Consider the following 20,531-nt stretch of genomic DNA (forward strand, 5'->3'; position numbering starts at 1 on the left):
TGGCCACACGGTTCGACAAACTCGCGGTTCGCTACGAGGCGACCGTGCACATCGCGGCGATCAACGAGTGGCTACGCCATTGAAACAGGCTCTAGGCGAAGCTCGGGTCGCAGGCCTGCCAGAACTGCGCCCCCAGGCGCGAGATGTGGATCGTCCGCCGGACGTGCTTCGCGCGTTTGACGTGCTTTTCCGCGTCGCGCACGGTTTCGTCGGTCAGCAGGATCTCGTACTGCGTCTCCAGCGACGGCACCTCTTCGTCGAGGTCGACCAGGCCCAGCCCGATCAGCCGCGTCACGTACCCGGGGACCTGGTCGGGCAGCGAGACCCCGGCCGCCTTGCCGACCGTCGACGCGTTGCGCAGCGCCACCCGGCCGGTGCCGCCGATGCCGGTCCGCTCGACGACGTCCACCGCGGGGAACGGCGAGCCGTCCGACAGCGCGGACAGGATGCGGGCCTCGTCGGGCGTCAGCTGGCGCAGGATGATCGCGTAGAAGTATTCGCGGGCCCGGTCGCGGCCGAAGCCGATGGAGTGGTTGAGCAGCTCGGCCATCGCGGCGCGCAACGGCTCGGCGTGGTTGTCGCGCGCGGGGACGAGCGTGACGGTGGCCTCCACCTTCCCGGGCACCGCCGGGCGGTTCATCGCCGACGCCGCCGTCAGCGCGGCGTGGTACGGGTCGTCGACCTCGTCGAGCCGGCGCCGCAGCTCGCTCAGCAGCGAGTGCTCGACCTGGCGGACCGTGCGTTCGGCGGTCTCGACGCCGGGGAGCTTGCGCCCGAGCGCGAAGCTCGTGCGCGCGGCCCAGCCCGCCAGCTGCCCGGCGCGGCGGGCGAGGTCGGCCACCTCGTCGCCGGTGCCCCGGCCGTTCGGTCGCTCTGCGTTCACCGGCGGACTCCCCTCTGCTTACGGGCTGATGCTACCTGCGGGTAGGCCGAACGGTGGTGTGATGACCGGCATTATGTGCGCCATGAGTCCGACGCGCTGGGGCCCGCCGATCGACGTCCTCCCGTACTTCTCGAAGGAAGAGCAAGCGCTGATGACGCTGCTCGGCGCGCTGACCGACGAAGACTGGACGCGGCCCACCATGTGCGCGGGCTGGACGGTCAAGGACATCGCCGCCCACCTGCTGGGCGACAAGGTCGGCCGGCTGTCCCGCGGCCGCGACGGGCACACGTCCGAATCCCCCCGTCCGGGTGAGTCCTTCCCGCGGTTCATCGACCGGATCAACGAGGAGTGGGTCGTCGCCTGCCGCCGGCTCTCGACGGACGTGCTGCTCACGATGATGTACGAGTTCATGGGCCAGACCACCGAGTACTGGGCGAAGCTCGACCTCGACGTCGTCGGTGAGCCGGTGAGCTGGGCGGGCGACGAGCCGGCGCCGCGCTGGCTGGACGCGGCCCGCGACTATTCGGAGTTCTGGGTCCACCACGTCCAGATCCGCGAAGCCCTCGAACACACGCCGCTGGAGGCCGAGTACGCCGAACCGATCGCCGACACGTTCGTCCGCGCGCTGCCGCACACCCTGCGCGACGTCGACGCGCGCGTCGGCAAGCAGGTGGGCTACACGGTCACCGGCGCCGGGAAGTGGTACGCCCGCCGCGAGCGCGACGGCTGGACGCTCGACCGCGGCGCCCCGCCGTCCCGCACACCGCTGGCCGCGGTGACGACGGACCTGGACACGTTCTGGCGGCTCTGCACGCGCAACGCCGCCGACCTCGGCCGGGTCCGGACGACCGGCGACGAAAACGTTTGCGCGCAGCTGCTGACGATGACGTCGATCATCGTCTGAGACGTAGCTTTCAGCGGCGGCGCGCCTGCTTCCGCAGCTGCAGGATCCGGGCGCCGCCGATCAACGCGACCAGCGCCGCCCCGCCGATCGCGGAGAACAGCATCGCGATGGCCAGCGGTAGGCTGCCTTCGCCGCCGAAGAAGTGCACGGTCACCGAGTCCAGGTTCTGCAGGATGAAGATCAGCAGCAGGACCAGCACGACGAGCCCGGCGATCACCGCGACCCAGGTCCCGCTGATCCGGGTCCGCTTGATCTTCGCGGGCGCGGGCCGGGACGGCGCCGGCCGCACCGGCGTGACCTCCTCGGCACCGGGCCGGACGTCGCCGGCACGCAGCTCGGCGGGCTCGAGAGCGCCCTCGGGCACGTCGTTCTCGCCCAGCTGGTGGCGGCCGGGGCCGTCGCTCCCGGGCAGGTCGTGGCTGGTGGGGCCGGTGGGGCGGTCGGCCGCGCCCCCGCGCGCGTGCGTCATGTCCTCAGTGTCCGCCGGGCGCGCGGGGTGCGCCGTGTCAAACCCCCTAACGGGCGAAGCCGTCGACCTCCCGCAGCACGCGGAGCGTGTTCTTGCCGGCCAGCTTCGCGCAGTCTTCCTCACTCCACCCGCGCTCGAGCAGCGCCGCGAACAACACCGGGTACTTGGACGTGTCCTCCAGCCCCTCCGGCAGCGAGCCGACGCCGTCGTAGTCGCCGCCGAGGCCGATGTGGTCGATGCCGGCGACCTCGCGGGCGTGCTCGACGTGCGCGACGACGTCCTCGACGGTGGCCTTCGGCTTGGCCGGGCCGTCCCACTCCTTCGCGAACTTCCCCCGGAGCCCGAGGTTCCGGTAGTCCTGGCCCGCCGCCTCCATCGCGGCCTTCAGCTCGTGGTCCCACGCGGTGACCTTCGGCGAGACGAACGCCGGCACGAACGTCGTCATCGCGACACCGCCGTTTCCGGGCAGCAGCGCCAGGACGTCGTCCGGGATGTTGCGCGGGTGGTCGTTGACCGCGAGGCAGGAGGAGTGGCTGAAGATGACCGGCACCGAGCTGACCTCGATCGCGTCGCGCATCGTCGTCGGCGCCACGTGCGAGAGGTCGACCATCATCCCGATCTTGTTCATCTCGCGCACGACGTCGCGGCCGAACTCGGTGAGCCCGCCGTGGGCCGGCTCGTCGGTGCCCGAGTCGGCCCAGGTGGTGTTGTAGTTGTGCGTCAGCGTCATGTAGCGGACGCCGAGGCGGCGCAGGGCCCGCAGCACGCCGAGCGACTCGGCGATGCTGTGCCCGCCTTCGGCGCCGAGCAGCGACGCGATCCGGCCGTCGGCGAACGCGGCCTCGGCCTCGTCCGCGGTGTCGACCAGCCGCAGCCGGTCGGGGTAGCGCTCGGCCAGCTGGTGGACGACCTCGATCTGCTCCAGCACCGCCGTCACGGCGCTGTGGCCCTCGAACTCGCACGGCACGTACACCGACCAGAACTGCATGCCGAGCTTCCCGTCCGCGAGCTTCGGGAAGTCGGTGTGCAGCGCGGGCTGCCGCACGGTCAGGTCGAGCGACGCCGCCGCCTCGACCGGGTTCGGGCCGCCGTGCTGCCGCAGCTCCCACGGCAGGTCGTTGTGCCCGTCCGCGAGGATGACCGCGTCCAGCAGTTTGGTAGCACGCTGTAGTGCCTCGTTAGTCATCGCCCGATCGTAGGGCGCGTGGATATACGCTCCGTACAAACATCAGGTCATGATCCACTTCGCGGCCGCGCGTACCCCTTCGAGCGTGATCTGGTGACCGCCGGGGTGGCGCTGCGTGACGACGTCGGCGCCGCGCTCGCGCAGCAGCCGGATCAGCTCCTCGGTGGACGCCAGCGGCGCCATCGGGTCGCGTTCGCCGTTGGCCAGGAAGACCCGCGTCGCGCTCAGGTCGTGCGACGGCGGCTCCGGGACCGGCGACATCGCCGCGAACAACGCGGCTTCCCGGACGACCTCCGGGCGCAGCAGCGTCACCGCGGCCGCGATGTTGGCGCCGTTCGAGAACCCGACGGCGACCAGCCGGCGGTCGCCGAGCCCGTACTTCTCGCGGGCCTCGACGACGAAGTCCGCGAGCTCGTTCGCGCGCTTGACGACGTCCTCGTGGTCGAAGACGCCCTCGGCGAGCCGCCGGAACCAGCGCGCGGCGCCGTGCTCGGACACCGGGCCGGCCGGGGCCAGCACGGCGGAGTCCGGGCTCAGCTCGCGCGCCAGGCCGAGCAGGTCGTCCGGGCTGCCGCCGGTGCCGTGCAGCAGGAGCAGCAGCGGCGCGTCCGGGGAGCCCTCGACGTACTTGTGCTCGAGCGTCATGACAGCTCCGGGTTGTTTTCGGCGGGGAGGTTGAGCTTCGGCAGCATGTGCTGGATCTCTTCGCGGCGGGGCTCCAGCCACGGCGGCAGCTTGAGCGCACGGCCCAGCTCCAGCAGCGGCTCGTCGATGGCGAAGCCCGGCTCGTCGGTCGCGACCTCCAGCAGCGTGCCGCCCGGCTCGCGGAAGTAGATCGAGCGGAAGTACTGGCGGTCCAGGATGGACGTGACGTGCACGCCCTGGTCGACGAGCTCTTCGCGCCAGGTCTTCTGGGTCTCCTCGTCGGGCGCGCGCCAGGCGACGTGGTGCACAGTGCCCGCGGCGACCAGCCCGCGCGGCGCGTCCGGCGTCACGAGGACGTCGACCAGCGCGCCCGGCCCGCCGTCACCGGCGGCGAAGCGCAGGCGGTTGCTGTCCTGGGTGGCGAAGGTGAGGCCGAGGCCGTCGGTGAGCATGCCGGCGGTGGCGTCCTCTTTGGTCACCGAGAGTGTCACCGAGTGCAGGCCGCGGATGGCGTGCGCGGCCGGGACCAGTTCGGTGTCCCAGGGGTCGCGCGGGTCGCCCTGCGGGTGCGCGACCAGGGCGAGCTCGAGGCCGTCGGGGTCGCGGAACGTGATCGTTTCCTCGTTGTCGGCGTTGCGGACCTGACCGGTCTCGACGCCGTTCGCGGCCAGGTGCTGCTTCCACCAGCCGAGAGACGCTTCGGGGATGGAGAACGACGTGGTCGTCGCCTGGCCGGTGCCGTGGCGGCCGCTCGGCGCGTCGGGCCACGGGAAGAAGGTCATCAGCGAGCCGGGCTTGCCGGAACTGTCGCCGTAGTAGAGGTGGTAGGTGCCCGGGTCGTCGAAGTTCACGGTGGTCTTCACCAGCCGCAGGCCCAGGGTCCGCAGGTAGAAGTCGGCATTGCGCTGCGGGTCGCCGCCGATCGCGGTGACGTGGTGCAGGCCGGACGTCTTGATCGACATGGTTGCCTCCTCGGTTCAAGGTAACGGCAGAACCTCTCGCGCGCAAGATATATTCCGTGCAGACTTTCCGGTAGGCTGGCGCGGTGGATCCGAAGACCGACGACGACGAGATCGTCACGTGGTGGGGCCTGGTGATCGAGGGCTACCTGGCCACGCAGGACAAGCTGATGGGCGAGATCAACGACCGCCTCGGCCTCGCGCCGGCGTCGTTCGACATCCTGCTGCGCCTGGTCCGCTCGCCCGAGCACCGGATGCCGATGACCAAGCTGGCCACCGAGGCGGCGCTGTCCAGCGGCGGCTTCACGAAGGTGGCCGACCGCCTGGTCGCGGCGGACCTGATCTGCCGCGTGCCGAGCCCGGACGACCGCCGCGTCACGTTCGCGGCGCTGACCGACCACGGGCTGGACATGGCGAACAAGGCCCGCTCGGCGGCCGCGGAGATCCTCCGGCGCATCGTGCTGACCCCGCTGGGTGACGACGCGCAGGCACTCGCGGAAGCGATGCGGACACTGCGCGCGTTCAACGCCTGACGTTGAAAAACCCCCGCTGGCCAGCGGCTTTCCCGGCGCGCACGATGGGTCCATGCTGACCGAATCGACGATCACGACCATGCTCCCGGTGACCGACAGCGAACGCGCCGGCCACTTCTACGCGGACTCCCTGGGCCTGAAGCAGACGGGGAAGGGCGAGGACGGAACGCTGTACTTCGCGGCGGGCGCGGGCGCGATCGGCCTCCGCCCGATGCCGGCGGGCGCCCAGAGCGAAAACACGGCGTTGAGCTTCGAGGTTTCGGACCTCCCCGCGGAGATCGCGGCCCTCGAAGGCCACGGGGTACGGTTCCAGGACTTCGAGCTGGAGGGCTTGAAGACCGTGGACCACATCGCCGAGCTGGGCAACGAACGGGCGGCGTGGTTCACCGACTCCGAGGGCAATGTGCTTTGCCTGCACCAGCTCCTGAGCTGAGCCTCTGGGGGCGCGGGGGTGCCCGTCACGGGCACCCCCGCGTGCGCAGCCACGCCCGCGCGGCGGCTTCGGCGTCGGCGGCCGGCTGGTCCGGCGGAATGGGGGTATTGCCGTAGAGCCGGCCGGTCCGGTCGGCTTCCCGAGCGACCGTGAGCAGCAACCGGATCCCACCACCGAGGTCGACGACGTCGTTGCCGGTCGCGAACCCCGCGGTCGGTACGCCGAAGGAGCGCGAGAGGCCGCGCAGGGCCACCAGCGACGCTTCCCCGGAGCTGGCGGTGTTTCCCGAGGTGAGCACGGCGATCGGTCGCCGCGGCAGCCGGATGGGGTTGGGGAGCGCGGACATCGAACGGCCGGCCAGCCAGAACTGCCCGTCGTGGATTTCCCACGGCGTGCGATCGCCGCCCGGCGTGACGAACGAACCGGCTGGACCGTCGCCGAGCAGCGGGGCGAGCACCGTGAGCATCGGGAACACCGTGCCGCCGGTGTTCGTCCGCAGGTCGACGATCCAGCCGCACATCGGCGGCACGCCGCCGAGCGCCGTGAACCCCGCGTCGAGGTAGTGGCGTTCAGCGGCTTCGTCCCCGGCCAGGCCGGGCAGGCGGAGGGTCGCGACGCCGCGGTCGATCCCCACCGTCGGCAGGTCGCTCGGCGCAGTGAGCCCCTGCCCGGGGAACACCAGCATCGTGTGCGGATCGTGCAGTTCGCCGACGACGTACTGAAGCGCCGTCAGCGTCCCGATGTCGGCTGCCGCGCCCCGCGCGAGGTAGGCCGCCCGCGCCTCGACGCGCGGCCAGTCCACCCCAGCCGAGTCGAGGGATTTCGCGCGGATCAGGGCGATCGTCCGGTTCAGGAACTCGGCGGGCGTGTGCGACCGGACCGGCGCGGCCCCGCCCGCGAAGAACAGCGCCACGGCGACCGCCAGCAGCGCGACGCGTCCCCCCATGGGGCCAGGTTACGCCAGCGAGGGCATCAGCTTGATCGCGTTGCCCGACAGCACGCCGGTCAGGACGTCCTCCGGCAAGCCCAGCCCGATCAGGGTCCGGACGTTCGCCGCCACCGACGGCACGCCGGGCCAGTCCGTGCCGAACACGAACTTCCCGGCCAGCCTGGCCAGGTCGAAGCGCTGGTAGTACTCCGGCAGCTTCTTCGGCGGCAGCCCGGCCAGATCGAGCCAGACGTTCTCGCGCGCCAACGCGAGGAACGCCGCCACGTCGTACCACCAGCCGCGGCCGCCGTGGGCGAACACGAACTGCAGCGAAGGGAAGTCTTCGACCACATCGGACATCAGCTCGGGATTCCCGAAACTCGTGCGGGAACCCGGGAAGCTCGACGTGCCCGAATGGAGGATCACCGGTACGCCGCGCTCGGCGCACAACGCGTAAACCGGGTACAGCTCCTTGTCCGCCGGGGAGAACGCGCCGTGCACCGGGTGGATCTTCAGCGCCACCGCGCCCAGGTCGAGCTGCCGCGCCACCTCCGACGCCGGCGGGTGGTGCAGGTACGGGTTGACGTTCGCCACGAGCCGGAACCGCACCGGGTTGTGCTCCACCAGCGGCAGGTTGTCCTCAATGGACTGGATCCCCGTCGCCCGCGGGCTGTACTCGCAGAACAACAGCACCCGGTCGACGCCCTCGGACGCCATCAGCTCGTCCATCGCCGACGGGATCACCGAGCCGTCGGCGGAGTACACCGAACGCCACGGGTACGCCCCCGCGAAGTCGTGCGCCCACTGCAGCCAGGCGGGTTTGAGCGTCGGCAGGCGCGGTGTGTGGACGTGCGCGTCGACCACGAAGTACCCGTCGATCACGGACTGGGCACCACCCGCAGCACGTCGCGGACCTGCTCGCGGATCACGTTGCGGCGGATCTTGCCGGTCGCCGTCTTCGGCAGTTCCGCCAGTTCGACCACTCCTCGCGGGCGCTTGAACGCCGCGAGGCCCTCGCGGCAGAACTCGATCAGCTCGTCCGGGTCCACCGCGAAACCGGGCGCGGCCACCACGCACGCCACCGGCTTGTCGAGCCCGTCGGCGTCCGGCGCCGCGACCACCGCGACCTCCGCGACCGCCGGGTGCTGCCGCAGCCGTTCCTCCACTTCGGACGGTGAGACCCAGATCCCGCCCGCCTTCAGCATGTCGCCGAAGCGGCCGAGGCAGGAGTACGTGCCGTCCTCGTTGCGCACGTAGCTGTCGCCGGTCCGCAGCCACTCGCCCTGGAACACGAGCTTCGTCGCGTCGTAGCGGGCCCAGTAGCCGGTCGCCGTGGACGGGCCGGCGACGAACAGCTCGCCCGGCTTGCCCGCGGCGTCGATCACCGCGCCCGCCTCGTCGCGGATCTGCAGGGAGTACCCCGGCACCGCGACCCCGGTGGTGCCCGGCCGCACCGCGCCCGGCCGGTTGGACAGGAAGATGTGCAACGCTTCGGTCGACCCGATGCCGTCCAGGATCTCCAGGCCGAAGCGGGCGCGGAACCGTTCGAACAGCGAGGCGGGCAGCGGCTCGCCCGCCGAAACCGCGTGCCGCACCGAGGCGAACGAGTCGTCCGGGACGTCGCTGGCCAGCAGCGCCGCGTAGAACGTCGGGACGGCGAAGAACAACGACGGCTGCTCTTCACGCGCGCGTCTGGCGAACAACGCCGGAGTCGGCCGCGACGGCTCGAGCAGCGTCGTCCCGCCCGCGCCCAGCGGGAAGAAGCACGAATTGCCGAGCCCGTAGGCGAAGAAGAGCTTCGGCACGGACAGGAACCGGTCGGCCGGCGTCGTCGCCAGCACGCCTCGCGCGTACGTCTCGCACACCGCGCGGATGCTCGCGTGCCGGTGCATCGCGCCCTTCGGCTGCCCGGTCGTCCCGGACGTGTACAGCCACAACGCGGGCGAGTCCGCCCACGTCCGTCCATCCCGGAACGCGCCCGCCAGCGACGACCACTGGTGGGTCCGGACCGTGAACCCGTCGGCGTCGGCCCGGTCGAGCAGGACGTCGGTGACCTCGGGCGCGAGCCCCACCGCCGTCACGGCCTGCTCGGCGAACTCACCGGACACGCAGAGCACGCGTGCCCGCGAGTCGGCCAGCATCTTGCCGAGCTCGAGCCCGGTGACCATGGTCGAGACCGGCACGGCCACCGCGCCGGCCAGCATCGCGCCGAGGATGCCGGTGAGCAGCTCGACGTCGTCGACCATGCAGAACATGACGCGCTCTTCGGGCCGCACACCGAGCTCGACGAGCCCGCCCGCGACGCGGCGGGACTCCTCGGCCAGTTCGGCGTAGGTGAGGGTGCGGCGGGGCGACACGACCGCGGTCGCGTCCGGGTGCCCGGCGAGGAGCAGGTATTCCGCGGCGTTGAACGCTGTCGCCACCAGACCTCCTACGTGAGGTACACGTACTCGTAGTCGAAGGGCTTCCCGTTGATGCCCTGCCGCGGCGGGGCCACCCAGCTCGCGATCTTCCCCCGCTCGTACACCGGGTGCATCAGCGAGCGGACGAACGCGAGGTCCTCGGTGGTGGGCAGCCACTTGCGTTTGCCTGCCTCCCAGGTCGCCTCGTCGACGATGGTGCCGTCGGGAGTGACGTGGTGGCCGGAGTTTATGCCGACTTCGCGGTTGAAGCCAGGGTGCGGCAGCTTGAACGAACGGTCGATGCCGGCCTCGGAGAGGATCTTGTTCCAGCGGTTGACGCCGGTCTGGCAGTCGGCGACGTACTCGCTGCGCAGGTCGAGGTTGAGCAGCAGGATCGCCTGCAGCTCCTCCGACGTCCAGGTGCCGTCGGCGGCCGGCTTCTCCAGCGTGCGGGCGTCGTCGGTGAGCTTGTGGTCGTCCTTGCGGCGGGTCTCCTGCCAGCGGCCCTTCAGCCCGGCGGTGTAGTAGTTCGCCGCGTTCGTCGACGTCTCGCTGCCGAACAGGTCGAGCGAGACGGTGTAGTGGAAGTTGATGTACTTCTGGATGACGTCGAGGGGGATGCCGCCGTGCGGGCCGATGTCGAGCGTGTCGTGCTCGCGGATGAGCTCGGCGCTGCGGGTCACCACGCGGTCGACGCCGGTGGTGCCGACCATCATGTGGTGCGCCTCCTCCTTGAGCATGAACTCGCAGGTGCGCGAGAGCGGGTCGAAGGAGGACTCCTTGAGCGTGCCGAGCTGGTACTTCCCGTCGCGGTCGGTGAAGTAGGTGAACATGTAGAAGGCCAGCCAGTCGGCGGTCTCCTCGTTGAACGCGCCGAGGATGCGGGGCGCGTCGGGGCTGCCCGAGTTGCGCAGCAGCAGCCCTTCGGCCTCATCGCGGCCTTCGCGGCCGAAGTAGGCGTGCAGCAGGTACACCATCGCCCACAGGTGCCTGCCCTCTTCGACGTTGACCTGGAACAGGTTGCGCAGGTCGTAGAGGCTCGGCGCGGTGAGCCCGAGGAGCTTCTGCTGCTCGACCGACGCGGGTTCGGTGTCACCCTGGATGACGATCAGCCGCTGCAGGTCGGCGCGGTACTCGCCGGGCACCTGCTGCCAGACCGGCTCGCCCTGGTGCTCGCCGAAGGCGATCCGCCGGTCCGGGTCGCGCTCGGCGAGGAAGATGCCCCAGCGGTAGTCCGGGACGTTGACGTGGTCGAAGTGCGCCCAGCCCTCGCGGCCGACGCTGACCGCGGTGCGCAGGTAGACGCCCTGGGTCTCCAGCGTCGGGCCCATCTCGCCCCACCAGTGCATGAACTTCGGCTGCCAGCCCTCCAGCGCCCGCTGCAAACGCCGGTCCTCGGAGAGGTTGACGTTGTTGGGGATCTTGGCGTCGTAGTCGATCTTCTCGGGCATCTGCGCTAGACCCGCTTCCTGTCGAAGACGGCCTTCTGACCGGTACCGTATCGGCGCAGCGCGCCTTCCGGCCCGGACGCGTTGGGCCGGGTGAAAATCCAGTTCTGCCAAGCCGCCAGCCGGCCGAAGATCTTGGTCTCGATGGTCTCGGGGCCGACGAACCGGTGGTTGGCCTCCATCCCGGTGAGGGCGTCCGGCGACAGCGACGCCCGGCCTTCGAGGGCGATCCGGATCTCGTCCTCCCAGTCGAGGTCGTCCGGCGCGTCGGTGACCAGGCCGAGTTCGACGGCTTCGGCGGCGCTCAGCTCGTGGTCCTTTTCGCGCGCGAGCCAGGCGAGGTGGTCGTCGTCGCCGTAGAAGCGCGTCTGCAACCTGGTGCGCCCGTTGCCCATCGGGAACGGGCCGAAGTTGGCTTCGGACAGGCGGATCGTGGCCCGTTCGTCGCTGTCTTCGTCGTCGATCGGCGGGCCGTCGAGGATGTACTGGCGGTCGGCGGCCAGCGCGAGCTCCAGCAGCGACCCGGCGAAGCAGCTGCCGGGCTCGATCAGCGCGATCAGCGTGCGGCTGGTGACGTCGAGCCGCTTGAGCGTGCGCTTGAAGTAGTGCGTGATCTCGTTGCCCAGCCAGTCCTTCGAACCGAGGACGGCCCGCTCGTGCGCGAGCACCTTCTCCGGATCACCTTGCGTCTTCAGGATCCACGTACCGGCTTCGACCTCGTTGGTGCGCAGCCGCAGGATGGCGTCGTCCAGCTCGCGGGTCATGGCGAGGAACCAGCCGTTCGCGCCTTCTTCGTGCAGGTCACCCGGGTCGTTTTCGGGACCCTTGATGGTGATGGTCACCTGGTGTTCGACTACTTCTGTGTCGACATAGCGATGTTCCAGCGGTGTCAGCTCGATGCCGCCCTCGCCGGTGCGGTCGGATTCGCGCGCGATCTCCCGCGCCCGCTTGGCCACGGCATCGCGGAACCCCTGGCGCGGAACCAGTTCGTCGACCAGCCGCCAGTCGACCGCCGTCTTGCCCTTGACGCCGTCGGGGCGCGTCGCGAAGACGTCGGCGAGGTCCCGGCGGACGCGCCGCTTGTCGACGACCCGCGTCAGCCCGCCCGTGCCGGGCAGCACGCCGAGCAACGGCACCTCGGGCAGCGCGACGGTCGAAGAGTTGTCGTCGATCAGCAGGATCTTCTCGCAGGCCAGCGCGATCTCGTAGCCACCGCCGGCGCAGGTCCCGTTCACCGCAGCCACATACGTCTGGCCGGAGTTTTCGGTGGCGTCCTCCATGCCGTTGCGGGTCTCGTTGGTGAACTTGCAGAAGTTCACCTTCCAGTGGTGCTCGGACGCGGCGAGCATCCGGATGTTCGCCCCGGCGCAGAAGACCTTGTCCTTCGCGCTGGTCACCACCACCACGCGGACCTCGGGGTGCTCGAACCGCAGCCGCTGGGTGGCGTCGTACAGCTCGATGTCGACGCCGAGGTCGTAGGAGTTGAGCTTGAGCTCGTAGCCCTCGACGAGCCCGCCCTGCTCGTCGACGTCCATTTCCAGCCAGGCGACCTCCCCGTCGACGTTGAGCCGCCAGTGGCGGTACTCGTCCGGACGGCGGTCGAAGGTCACCGGTGTGGTGGTGGTCACTCTCCCGATTGTCTACATGAGTCAGACGAACGTCAATGTTGTGTAGAAACTTGATCTCGCGAGGTCACCCGGTTGAGCACCGACCACGCCCACGTTACGAACACCCACAGGGCGAGCGCTGCCGCCGAGTCGGTGAAGATCGTGGCGAACCAGAACGCCGGGACGTCGACGTCGCCGACCAGGAAGTGACCGGCGCTGGCGAGCCCCGACAGCGAGTAGACCAGCAGGAACGCGAGCGCACGGGGGTACCTGCCCTGCCGGTAGGCGCGGTAGCCGAGCCAGCCGAACGCCGTGAACAGCACCCAGGCGAAGGCGACCACGACTTGGGTGACCGGCACCGAAATGCCGGGGACCTGCGGGTAGTCCGCCGCCCGGACGACGTTGTGCGCGTAGTGCAGCGCGGTGCTGAGCAGCGAGAAGCCGAGGATCACCCTGAGCGGTGTCAGCCCCTTTTCGTGCAGAACGTCCATCTCGAACCCCCGATTTGATAGATCGCTCTAGCGAAAGTACCGCGTGCCGCTTTCACGTGAAAGTGCCGCGCGGCACTTTCACGTGAAAGCGACGGCTCAGACGAGGTCGATGCGGTGCTGCGTCACCGGGTAGCCGGCCTTGGCGAACGTCCTGGCCATCGGGACGTTGCCGACGTCGGTGCCCGCGACGATCCGCTCCGCGCCGTACCCGACGAGGTCGTGCGTGGCCTCGACCAGCAGGTCGTAGGCGTAGCCCTTCCCACGTTGCTCGGGCACCACGGCGATGTAGCCGACGACCGGGTCGTAGGCGTTGCGGCTCGGCAGCGTGAGCCCGACGAGCTCGCCGTCGGGCGTGTACGCCAGCCGCCACCAGTCTCGGGGCGCCGGCATCCACTTCATGATGTCGAGGTCCTCTTGGGCGGCGGCGTCGAGGCCGTGCTCCTCGACCGTCTTGCGGACGTGCGCGTCGAGGCTGCCGACGTGCACGCGCTTGAAGACCTCGAGGATGACGTCGTCGTCCGGCTCGGGCCGGAACTCGAGCCGGCCCGGCTTCTCCGGCAGGCCGTTTTCCGGCGTCCAGCAGAACCGGTAGCGCTCGACGAGCTTGCGATAGCCCGCCTGCTCGGCCGCTTCGAGGCGGATGGCGACCTCGTGCGCGACGTCCGGGTCGTCCTGCCACGCGGGCGGCGTGGTCAGCGAGTACTCCGCACGCAGCGGCACCTTCTTCAGCAGCTCGACGCCCGCGTCGAAGTCGGTGAAGTCGAACCAGTCGAGCGCGATCGGCGTCTCGTCTTTCGGTGTGCCCCACCAAGCGGCCCGCGCCACGACGACGTCGTCGCGCAGGGCGACCCAGACCCACCCGGGCCGGTACTCGCCCTTCGCCGCCATCTCGGTGAAGTCGTCGCCGAGCAGCTTGCGGCCGACGAGACCGCAGTCGGGCAGGGAGGTGAACAGTGCTTCTTCGCCCGCTTCGAGCGGGCGGATGACCAGTTCGGTCACGGAGGTCCTTCCGGGAAAGTGCGCTCCCGGTCTACAGACCCGGCACCCTCGATCCGGGGTGGGAGCGCGTGATCGGTTGCGTGATCATCGGTCCCACCTCCTTTCGCTGATCATGGGTGCCTGCGTGAAGCTAGGGCCTCCTGCACCGGGCGTCAACGTATTTTCTGGAGGACGACCCGCGTGCTCAACCGCGGCTGGTCGTAGGAGTGCGAGGCCTCCAGGACGTACTCGCCGGCGATGTGCTGCCAGCCGTCGCGCCAGACCTCGGCGCACCTCGGCGTGAGGACGATGTCGGTCTCGACGGCCTCGCCCGGCCCGGCTTCGACGCTCGCGAAGCCGGCCAGCCAGCGGGGCGGCCGGTCGCCGCGCTCGGTCGGGGCCAGGTAGAGCTGGACGACTTCGCGGCCCCGGCGCGTCCCGGAGTTGCGCAAGCGGACTCGGACGCGTGCGCCGCCTTCGTCGTCCGGGTAGCCGTCGAGTTCCTCGTACACCCACGTCGTGTAGCCCTGGCCGTGCCCGAACCAGTACGCGGGTCGCGTTTCCGTGCGCGCCCAGGCGCTGTAGCCGATGTAAACGCCTTCGCCGTACTCGAGAACGCCCTCTTCCGGTGTCACGTCGGTGACCGGCGCGTCTTCGAGCTTCGCCGGCCACGTCGTCGGCAAGCGGCCGCCGGGTTCTTCGCGGCCGAAGAGGACGTCGGCGAGCGCGTCGCCGCCCGCCTGGCCGGGGAACCAGGTGAGCAGCACCGCGGCGACGTCGGCGCGCCACGGCAGCTCGACCGGGGAGCCGGCGTTGACGACGACGACCGTGTTGGGGTTGGCCTTCGCGACCCGCGCGACGAGTTCGTCCTGCCTCCCCGGCAGCGCCAGGGAAGTCCGGTCGAAGCCTTCGCTCTCCACCTCGGCGGTGGTGCCGACCACGACCACGGCGACGTCCGACTTCGCCGCCAGGGCAACGGCTTCGTCGAGGGCGGCGTCCGGCGCGGGAACCGGGCCGCGGTGGCCGAGCGCGAAGGTCACCCAGGCGAACGTGCCGCGCGCGAACTCCGCCATCTCCGACGGGATCCAGTAGGTCAGGCTGACCTCGACCAGTTCGTCCGCCGTCAGCTCGATCTCCCGGCGTTGCTCGCGCACCTGCATGATCGAGGTGAAGACGTCGCCGCCTTCGGGCAGGTTGACGCCGTCGAAGAGGGTCTGGCCGGCGACGGTGAGGCGGAGGTCGCCGGGGCCGGTGACGGCGAAGGTGTGCGTGCCGCCGCGTTCCGGCAGGTAGGTGCCGTGGATCTCGACCGACGCGAGCGTGGCCAGGTCGAGCCCGTCCGGCAGCTCGCCGATCCAGTCGATTTTGGCTTCCCTGAGCGGGAATTCAGCCAATCGGGTGCCATCCGCGGCTTTGGCGGTCGCGCGGAGCCGGAAATTGTCGGTGGCCGGCGGTAGCGTCGTGCGCGGATCGGCACCGATGGCGAACGCCAGGTCGGTGCCAGGAGGAACGGCCTTGCGAAGGCCGTCGAGAGGGGAGACGACGTGGTCCGGGAACACGGTGGCGCTGCCACCACCGAGGATCTTGGGGTCCGCGGCCAGCGCGCCGATCAGGGCGATGCTCTGCGGCTGCTTGAGCGGGAGCACCCCGGTTTCGTTGCTGAGCAGCACGAACGACCGGTGCGCGACCTCGCGCGCGATCGCCTCCCCATCCACAGTGGACTGTGCCGTGGTGGCGCTCCCGCCGAGCGCGCCGGTCCGGTGGGCCAGCAGGAGCACGCGGCGGACCATGTCGTCGACGACCTCTTCGTCGACTTCGCCGCCGCGCACGGCTTCCGCGAGCCGTTCGCCGAAAACCGTGCGGGGGCCGGGCATCGCGACGTCGAGGCCGCCGTTGGCGGAGGCGACGGTGTCGCGCGCGGCCAGCCAGTCGGACACGACGAAGCCGTCGAAGCCCCATTCGTCGCGGAGCACGCCGTTGAGGAGCTCGGCGTGCTGGGTCATCGTGGTGCCGTTGACACTGTTGTAGGCGGCCATGATCCCCCACGGCTTCGCCCGCCGGACGATGAGTTCGAAGGGCGCGAGGTAGAGCTCGCGCAGCGCGCGCTCGCCGACGTGGACGTCGGCGGTGAAGCGTTCGGTCTCGAAGTCGTTGGCGACGAAGTGCTTGACCGTGACGGCCACCCCGCCGTCCTGCACGCCGGTGACGTAGCCGGCGCCGATCATCCCGGTGAGGAGGGGATCTTCCGAGTAGCACTCGAAGTGGCGGCCACCCAGCGGCGAGCGCTGGAGGTTGACGGTCGGGGCGAGGAGCACGTGCACGCCCTTGCGACGGGCCTCCTGCGCGAGCAGCCGGCCGACGCGCACGGCCAGCCGCGGGTCCCAGCTCGCGGCGAGCGCCGTCGGGCTGGGGAGGGTCACCGAGGGGTCGTCCGGGCTCCACCGGACCCCGCGGACGCCGACCGGGCCGTCGGAGAGCACGAGGGAAGCCAGGCCGATGTCCGGCAAGGCGGGCAGGCTCCAGACGTCCTGGCCGGCGAGCAGGCTCGCCTTGGCGTCCAGGTCGAGCCCGGCCAGCAGCGCGTCGACGTCGAAGCTCATGAGCGCCTACTGTACCTGGCGATGAGTAGCGAACGTTACGGTTTCGTGACAGCAAGTCCCGTAGGCTCGGGATCATGACCCGGGCCAGGGGCGCCGACCGCCGCGCGAGCATCGTCCGAGCGGCGTTCGAGGTGATCGCCGAACGCGGCTACCGGGGCACTTCGCTGGCGGCGGTGGCCGACCGCGTCGGGCTGACGCAGCAGGGGCTGATGCACTACTTCCCGACGAAGGAGGATTTGCTGACCGCGGTGCTGGAGACCCGCGACGAGTGGGACTTGCTGCACTTCGGGCACGCCCCGCCGGGTGACGAGTCGGCGATGACGGTCAACCAGCTGGCCGACCTGGTCGACTACAACGCCACGCGGCCGGGGATCGTCCAGACGTACACGGTGCTGTCGGCGGACAGCGTCACGGAAGACCACCCGGCGAGGGAGTACTTCCACGACCGGTACGAACGGGTGCGCGCGGGGATGACGCAGATGCTGGAGCGCCACCGGGACGAGCTGCCACCGGGAACGACACCGGAACAGCTGGCCCCGATCGCGATCGCGGTGCTGGACGGGCTGCAGCTGCAGTGGCTGCTGGACCCGTCGGAGGTCGACATGTCGGCCGGGTTCCGCACGTTCCTGACGTTGCTGGGCGTCAAACCGGGCTGACGCCCTCGACGGGATTGCGCCCGGCCGAACCACCTGACACCGTGGTCCGATGCTGAAGCAGGTCGCCGACGACGTCTGGGTCCGGCAGAGCGAGTGGGTCTGGAGCAACACGACCGTCATCCGCACCGACGACGGCCTGGTCCTCGTCGACCCCGGCATCACCGGTGCCGAGCTGAACGACCTCGCCGACGACCTCGACCGGCTCGGTCTCCCGGTCGTCGCGGGGTTCTGCACCCACCCGCACTTCGACCACCTGCTCTGGCACCCCCGGTTCGGCGACGTCCCGCGCTACGCCACCGCCCCCGCGGCCGAACTCGCCACCGAAGCCCGTGAGCGCGCGAAGGCCATGGCGGCCGAGACCGCGCCCGACATCCCCCTCGACCTGGTCGCGCTCGTCACCCCGCTGCCCGCCGGCAACCCCCTGCCCGGCGAGCTGATCGAGCACGACGCCCACGCCGTCGGCCACGCCGCCCTGCTGCTCGCCGACCGCGGTGTCCTGCTCGCCGGCGACATGCTCTCCGACGTCCTCATCCCGCTTCTCGACCCCCGCCGCTCCGGCCAGGAGGACGCCTACCCCGCCGCGCTCGACCGGCTCGAAACGGCTGCCAAGGACGTCGACGTCCTGATCCCCGGCCACGGCTCCGTCGCCGAAGGAAAAGAGATCGCGGCCCGCTTCGCCACCGACCGCGCCTACCTCGAGACGCTGCGGCGCGGCGAAGAACCGGACGACGAACGCTGGGGAAAACGCAAGTAGGTCAGCCCATCCCGATGCTCTGCCGCTCGACCTCGATCAGCCCGACCACCCGCACCTGCTCCCGCGGATAGCCCTGCCCGATGTACTTCGTGGCGATGCGGTCGACGATCGCCCACCCCGCGTCGCCGTCGATCCACTCGACCACGCGGCCGCGGATGATCACCGGCTCGAACGGGTTGTCCGCCGGGGTCAGGGACAGCGCCACGCGCGGGTCGCGCTCGATGTTGCGGGCCTTGCGCGAGTCCGGGCCCGTCATGATCGCGATGTGGTCGCCCTCCGGGTCGACCCAGACCGGGACCGAGTGCGGCGCCCCGTCGGGCAGGACGGTGGCCAGGTGAGCCACCACGTTAGTCGAGATGATGCGGCGGACGTCTTCGTTCAGCATGACTTTCTCCTTGAGTGGGTTCAGGCGACCGAGTAGTGGAGGTGGGTGACGCCGGGCGCGGGGACGGCTTCGACCAGCCGCAGCCGCACGTGCGACGGCAGCTCCTGGAAGAACGAGCGCCCGCCGCCGAGCAGGACCGGGACCTGGTGGAGGACAACCTCGTCGACCAGGCCCGCCGCCAGCGCCGAGGTCAGGACCCCGCCGCCCATCAGGCCGACATCCTTGCCGCCGGCCGCCTCGCGGGCGGCCTCGATGGCCTCCTTGATGTCCCCGACCAGCGTCTGCCGCGGAGTCAGCTCGGGTGCCGGCCGGTGGCTGAGCAGGAAGAGCGGGGCGCCCGGGTGCGGGCTGCCGCCGCCGAAGTGGTCCGAGTCCTCGTAGGTGTTCCGGCCCGCGACGATCGCTCCGACGCGCCCCGCCAGCTCGTCGAAGACGCGGGCGCTCGGTGCGCTGAGCTTGAAGAAGTCGAACACGCGGCTCTGGGTGTCGCCGTCGGTGTACCAGTCGAAGAGCGTCCCGCCGTCGCCGAGGCCGTGCCCGGGACCGGCGCCGCGGCCGGTGATGTACCCGTCGACCGACACGGCGTGGGCGCTGAAGACCTTGCTCATCGCGATCCTTTCGGAGTTCCTTGAGGAGACTCCGTAACCGTAGCAGTACAAGTTCCCTAAGGGAACCCCAAATGCTAAAGTGGCTTCATGCAGCGCACGAACTTCAGCGAACTGGCCGCGTGCTCGATCGCGCGCACGCTCGACGTCATCGGCGAGCCGTGGTCGCCGCTGATCCTGCGGGACGTCTTCGCCGGGCTCAGCCGGTTCGAGCAGATCCAGGCCGACCTCGGCATCTCGCGCAAGGTCCTCACCGAGCGGCTCCACCACCTCGTCGACCAGGGTGTCCTCGAGCGCCGGCCGTACGACCGGCGGCCGCGCTACGAGTACGTCCTGACCGAAAAGGGCGCCGAGCTGGTCGACATGCTGATGGTCATGACCCGCTGGGGCGACAAGTGGCTCGCGGGCGAAGCCGGCCCGCCGGTGCTCTACCGCCACCACGCCTGCGGTGAAATCAGCAGCGTCGAACTCCGCTGCAACCACTGCGGCGAACTGATGAACGCGGGCAACGTCGACCCGCTGCCCGGCCCCGGCGCCGGGCGGTGACTAGCGCAACCGCGGCTGTGCGACGACCTCGCGCAGCCGTCGCAACGTCCGCAGCGTCGTTTCCAGGTCTTCCCGGGACACCGCTCCCGCCACGTCTTCGACCCACTCCACCTGCGCCGCTCCCAGTTCGCGCATCGCCGCCTTCGCCCGCCGCGTCAGCGTCAGCAACGGCGCCCGCGCGTCGGCCGGGTTCGGCAGGCGGTCGAGCATTCCGTTGCGCAGCAAGCGGTTCACCGTCTCCTGGACGCTCTGCCGCCGCAGCCCGCGGCGCAGCGCCACCTCGGCCGCGGTTGCCGGTCCGTCCTCGATGAAGCCGAGGACCTGCCACTGCGCCGCGGTCAGCCCGACCGGCTCGGTCAGCGCGTCACCCGCCGCCAGGAAGCCGCCGTTGCAGGCGAAGACGGCGTCGATCACCCGCGTGAACGTTTCGGCTCGCTCGGACCGCATGCGTGCTAGTCTCGCACATCGACAGGTACCTGTCGAAATGGAGACGACGACCATGGACATGCCCACCCTCGGGCCCGCGCACGACGCGTTGAAGGCCTTCGCCGGCGACTGGACCGGCACCGAGGAGCTCGCCGCTTCGCCGTGGGCGCCGGCCTCGACCGCGCGCGCCGAGTGCCGGTACCGCCCGCAGCTCAACGGCTTCGCGCTGGTCCAGGACTACCGGCAACTCCGCGCGGACGGCACGGAGTTCCTGGGCCACAACGTCTTCACCGTGGATCCGCGGACCGGCGAGACGCTCTGGTACGGCTTCGACAGCTACGGCTTCCCGCCCGAGTCGCCCGCGCGCGGGGACTGGTCCGGCACGACGCTCGTCCTCGAGAAGCGGACCGCTCGCGGGGTGGCCCGGCACCGGCTCACCCCGGACGGCGACACGCTCACGCACGAAATCGATGTCAGGATGGGTGAAGAGCGCGAATTCAGCCCATTTCTGCGCGCCCGGTACACCCGGGAAAACGGATAGGAGGAAACAGGCGACGCCCCTCCCCCCTTGCCTGAGGACGTCACCTGTTTCCGGTCTCTGGCACCACATTCGCACGCCCGCGGACCCGCGCGGTCCGGCGACGGGGCAATTTCACAACAATTATTAGTTATTCAGCCGTGCTCATTTACCAC

23 protein-coding genes are annotated in these 20,531 nt (G+C 70.4%); 7 read left to right on the forward strand and 16 right to left on the reverse strand.

The window, feature by feature from the left end; translation table 11 throughout:
- Positions 1-91 precede the first annotated feature (91 nt).
- Complete coding sequence (locus ACWEVP_RS25020; RefSeq protein ID WP_452064986.1) at positions 92-883, reverse strand: Abi-alpha family protein; 792 nt, start codon at positions 881-883, stop codon at positions 92-94.
- A gap of 82 nt (positions 884-965) precedes the next feature.
- Here ACWEVP_RS25020 and ACWEVP_RS25025 point away from each other — a divergent pair, with 82 nt between their 5' ends.
- Complete coding sequence (locus ACWEVP_RS25025; RefSeq protein WP_452064987.1) at positions 966-1,787, forward strand: maleylpyruvate isomerase family mycothiol-dependent enzyme; 822 nt, start codon at positions 966-968, stop codon at positions 1,785-1,787.
- A gap of 10 nt (positions 1,788-1,797) precedes the next feature.
- Here ACWEVP_RS25025 and ACWEVP_RS25030 read toward each other — a convergent pair whose 3' ends face one another.
- The 4 genes from ACWEVP_RS25030 to ACWEVP_RS25045 are packed head-to-tail and all read right to left on the reverse strand — an operon-like array spanning position 1,798 to position 5,049.
- Entirely contained in the window at positions 1,798-2,256 is a 459-nt protein-coding gene (locus tag ACWEVP_RS25030) for a LapA family protein (protein ID WP_452064988.1), read from the reverse strand.
- A 46-nt stretch (positions 2,257-2,302) separates the two neighbouring features.
- Positions 2,303-3,442, reverse strand: coding sequence for a dipeptidase (locus ACWEVP_RS25035; protein WP_452064989.1), 1,140 nt, complete (start codon positions 3,440-3,442; stop codon positions 2,303-2,305).
- Between the two features lie 42 nt (positions 3,443-3,484).
- Entirely contained in the window at positions 3,485-4,087 is a 603-nt protein-coding gene (locus ACWEVP_RS25040; RefSeq protein ID WP_452064990.1) for an alpha/beta hydrolase, read from the reverse strand.
- Positions 4,084-5,049: a ring-cleaving dioxygenase gene (locus ACWEVP_RS25045; protein ID WP_452064991.1), complete on the reverse strand. Its 966-nt coding sequence runs from the start codon at positions 5,047-5,049 to the stop codon at positions 4,084-4,086. Before ACWEVP_RS25045 ends, ACWEVP_RS25040 begins: the two co-directional genes overlap by 4 nt.
- Before the next feature lie 83 nt (positions 5,050-5,132).
- Between ACWEVP_RS25045 and ACWEVP_RS25050 the strand changes: the two genes are divergently transcribed.
- Both ACWEVP_RS25050 and ACWEVP_RS25055 read left to right on the forward strand, forming a co-directional pair.
- A complete protein-coding gene (locus ACWEVP_RS25050; protein ID WP_452064992.1) occupies positions 5,133-5,579 on the forward strand; it encodes a MarR family winged helix-turn-helix transcriptional regulator in 447 nt (148 codons plus the stop codon).
- Between the two features lie 52 nt (positions 5,580-5,631).
- Positions 5,632-6,012, forward strand: a complete 381-nt coding sequence (locus ACWEVP_RS25055; RefSeq protein WP_452064993.1) for a VOC family protein — start codon at positions 5,632-5,634, stop codon at positions 6,010-6,012.
- Between the two features lie 25 nt (positions 6,013-6,037).
- Here the strand turns inward: ACWEVP_RS25055 and ACWEVP_RS25060 are convergent, their stop codons facing one another.
- From ACWEVP_RS25060 to ACWEVP_RS25095, 8 genes are all read right to left on the reverse strand, one after another.
- Positions 6,038-6,958, reverse strand: a complete 921-nt coding sequence (locus ACWEVP_RS25060; protein WP_452064994.1) for a S41 family peptidase — start codon at positions 6,956-6,958, stop codon at positions 6,038-6,040.
- Between the two features lie 9 nt (positions 6,959-6,967).
- The gene (locus ACWEVP_RS25065; RefSeq protein WP_452064995.1) at positions 6,968-7,822 is read right to left on the reverse strand and encodes an amidohydrolase family protein; all 855 of its coding nucleotides are present in this window, start codon (positions 7,820-7,822) and stop codon (positions 6,968-6,970) included.
- Entirely contained in the window at positions 7,819-9,363 is a 1,545-nt protein-coding gene (locus ACWEVP_RS25070) for a benzoate-CoA ligase family protein (protein ID WP_452064996.1), read from the reverse strand. The genes ACWEVP_RS25065 and ACWEVP_RS25070 overlap by 4 nt, the downstream gene beginning before the upstream one ends.
- 8 nt (positions 9,364-9,371) lie before the next feature.
- The gene (gene boxB, locus ACWEVP_RS25075) at positions 9,372-10,793 is read right to left on the reverse strand and encodes a benzoyl-CoA 2,3-epoxidase subunit BoxB (protein ID WP_452064997.1); all 1,422 of its coding nucleotides are present in this window, start codon (positions 10,791-10,793) and stop codon (positions 9,372-9,374) included.
- Between the two features lie 5 nt (positions 10,794-10,798).
- Positions 10,799-12,418, reverse strand: coding sequence for a 2,3-epoxybenzoyl-CoA dihydrolase (boxC, locus tag ACWEVP_RS25080; RefSeq protein ID WP_452064998.1), 1,620 nt, complete (start codon positions 12,416-12,418; stop codon positions 10,799-10,801).
- 32 nt (positions 12,419-12,450) lie between these two features.
- On the reverse strand, positions 12,451-12,888 hold the full coding sequence (locus tag ACWEVP_RS25085) for a hypothetical protein (RefSeq protein ID WP_452064999.1): 438 nt from the start codon (positions 12,886-12,888) through the stop codon (positions 12,451-12,453).
- A 96-nt stretch (positions 12,889-12,984) separates the two neighbouring features.
- On the reverse strand, positions 12,985-13,887 hold the full coding sequence (locus ACWEVP_RS25090) for a GNAT family N-acetyltransferase (protein WP_452065000.1): 903 nt from the start codon (positions 13,885-13,887) through the stop codon (positions 12,985-12,987).
- Positions 13,888-14,039: 152 nt separating this feature from the next.
- Positions 14,040-16,466 (reverse strand): beta-glucosidase H, encoded by a 2,427-nt coding sequence (locus ACWEVP_RS25095; protein ID WP_452065001.1) that lies wholly within the window; start codon positions 16,464-16,466, stop codon positions 14,040-14,042.
- Positions 16,467-16,540: 74 nt separating this feature from the next.
- Here ACWEVP_RS25095 and ACWEVP_RS25100 point away from each other — a divergent pair, with 74 nt between their 5' ends.
- Entirely contained in the window at positions 16,541-17,122 is a 582-nt protein-coding gene (locus ACWEVP_RS25100) for a TetR/AcrR family transcriptional regulator (RefSeq protein ID WP_452065002.1), read from the forward strand.
- A 49-nt stretch (positions 17,123-17,171) separates the two neighbouring features.
- A complete protein-coding gene (locus ACWEVP_RS25105; protein WP_452065003.1) occupies positions 17,172-17,876 on the forward strand; it encodes an MBL fold metallo-hydrolase in 705 nt (234 codons plus the stop codon).
- A 1-nt stretch (position 17,877) separates the two neighbouring features.
- Here the strand turns inward: ACWEVP_RS25105 and ACWEVP_RS25110 are convergent, their stop codons facing one another.
- A complete protein-coding gene (locus ACWEVP_RS25110) occupies positions 17,878-18,261 on the reverse strand; it encodes a TIGR03618 family F420-dependent PPOX class oxidoreductase (RefSeq protein ID WP_452065004.1) in 384 nt (127 codons plus the stop codon).
- A 20-nt stretch (positions 18,262-18,281) separates the two neighbouring features.
- Entirely contained in the window at positions 18,282-18,869 is a 588-nt protein-coding gene (locus ACWEVP_RS25115) for a dihydrofolate reductase family protein (RefSeq protein WP_452065005.1), read from the reverse strand.
- 87 nt (positions 18,870-18,956) lie between these two features.
- On the opposite strand from ACWEVP_RS25115, the gene ACWEVP_RS25120 reads away from it, so the two are divergent.
- Positions 18,957-19,412 carry a winged helix-turn-helix transcriptional regulator gene (locus tag ACWEVP_RS25120; protein WP_452065006.1) on the forward strand — a complete coding sequence of 152 codons (456 nt, stop codon included), beginning with the start codon at positions 18,957-18,959 and terminating at the stop codon, positions 19,410-19,412.
- Here ACWEVP_RS25120 and ACWEVP_RS25125 read toward each other — a convergent pair whose 3' ends face one another.
- Positions 19,413-19,859 (reverse strand): MarR family winged helix-turn-helix transcriptional regulator, encoded by a 447-nt coding sequence (locus ACWEVP_RS25125; RefSeq protein ID WP_452065007.1) that lies wholly within the window; start codon positions 19,857-19,859, stop codon positions 19,413-19,415.
- Positions 19,860-19,896: 37 nt separating this feature from the next.
- On the opposite strand from ACWEVP_RS25125, the gene ACWEVP_RS25130 reads away from it, so the two are divergent.
- Entirely contained in the window at positions 19,897-20,379 is a 483-nt protein-coding gene (locus tag ACWEVP_RS25130) for a DUF1579 family protein (RefSeq protein WP_452065008.1), read from the forward strand.
- Positions 20,380-20,531: the final 152 nt, after the last annotated feature.

The sequence above is a fragment of the Amycolatopsis sp. NPDC003865 genome (assembly GCF_053605345.1).

Bases quoted from the DNA above. Each gene is read 5' to 3' on its own strand.
- ACWEVP_RS25025 (WP_452064987.1), top strand. From the start codon at position 966: ATGAGTCCGACGCGCTGGGGCCCGCCGATCGACGTCCTCCCGTACTTC.
- ACWEVP_RS25030 (WP_452064988.1), bottom strand. From the start codon at position 2,256: ATGACGCACGCGCGCGGGGGCGCGGCCGACCGCCCCACCGGCCCCACC.
- ACWEVP_RS25035 (WP_452064989.1), bottom strand. From the start codon at position 3,442: ATGACTAACGAGGCACTACAGCGTGCTACCAAACTGCTGGACGCGGTC.
- ACWEVP_RS25040 (WP_452064990.1), bottom strand. From the start codon at position 4,087: ATGACGCTCGAGCACAAGTACGTCGAGGGCTCCCCGGACGCGCCGCTG.
- ACWEVP_RS25045 (WP_452064991.1), bottom strand. From the start codon at position 5,049: ATGTCGATCAAGACGTCCGGCCTGCACCACGTCACCGCGATCGGCGGC.
- ACWEVP_RS25055 (WP_452064993.1), top strand. From the start codon at position 5,632: ATGCTGACCGAATCGACGATCACGACCATGCTCCCGGTGACCGACAGC.
- ACWEVP_RS25060 (WP_452064994.1), bottom strand. From the start codon at position 6,958: ATGGGGGGACGCGTCGCGCTGCTGGCGGTCGCCGTGGCGCTGTTCTTC.
- boxB (WP_452064997.1), bottom strand. From the start codon at position 10,793: ATGCCCGAGAAGATCGACTACGACGCCAAGATCCCCAACAACGTCAAC.
- ACWEVP_RS25085 (WP_452064999.1), bottom strand. From the start codon at position 12,888: ATGGACGTTCTGCACGAAAAGGGGCTGACACCGCTCAGGGTGATCCTC.
- ACWEVP_RS25095 (WP_452065001.1), bottom strand. From the start codon at position 16,466: ATGAGCTTCGACGTCGACGCGCTGCTGGCCGGGCTCGACCTGGACGCC.
- ACWEVP_RS25100 (WP_452065002.1), top strand. From the start codon at position 16,541: ATGACCCGGGCCAGGGGCGCCGACCGCCGCGCGAGCATCGTCCGAGCG.
- ACWEVP_RS25105 (WP_452065003.1), top strand. From the start codon at position 17,172: ATGCTGAAGCAGGTCGCCGACGACGTCTGGGTCCGGCAGAGCGAGTGG.
- ACWEVP_RS25110 (WP_452065004.1), bottom strand. From the start codon at position 18,261: ATGCTGAACGAAGACGTCCGCCGCATCATCTCGACTAACGTGGTGGCT.
- ACWEVP_RS25115 (WP_452065005.1), bottom strand. From the start codon at position 18,869: ATGAGCAAGGTCTTCAGCGCCCACGCCGTGTCGGTCGACGGGTACATC.
- ACWEVP_RS25120 (WP_452065006.1), top strand. From the start codon at position 18,957: ATGCAGCGCACGAACTTCAGCGAACTGGCCGCGTGCTCGATCGCGCGC.
- ACWEVP_RS25125 (WP_452065007.1), bottom strand. From the start codon at position 19,859: ATGCGGTCCGAGCGAGCCGAAACGTTCACGCGGGTGATCGACGCCGTC.
- ACWEVP_RS25130 (WP_452065008.1), top strand. From the start codon at position 19,897: ATGGAGACGACGACCATGGACATGCCCACCCTCGGGCCCGCGCACGAC.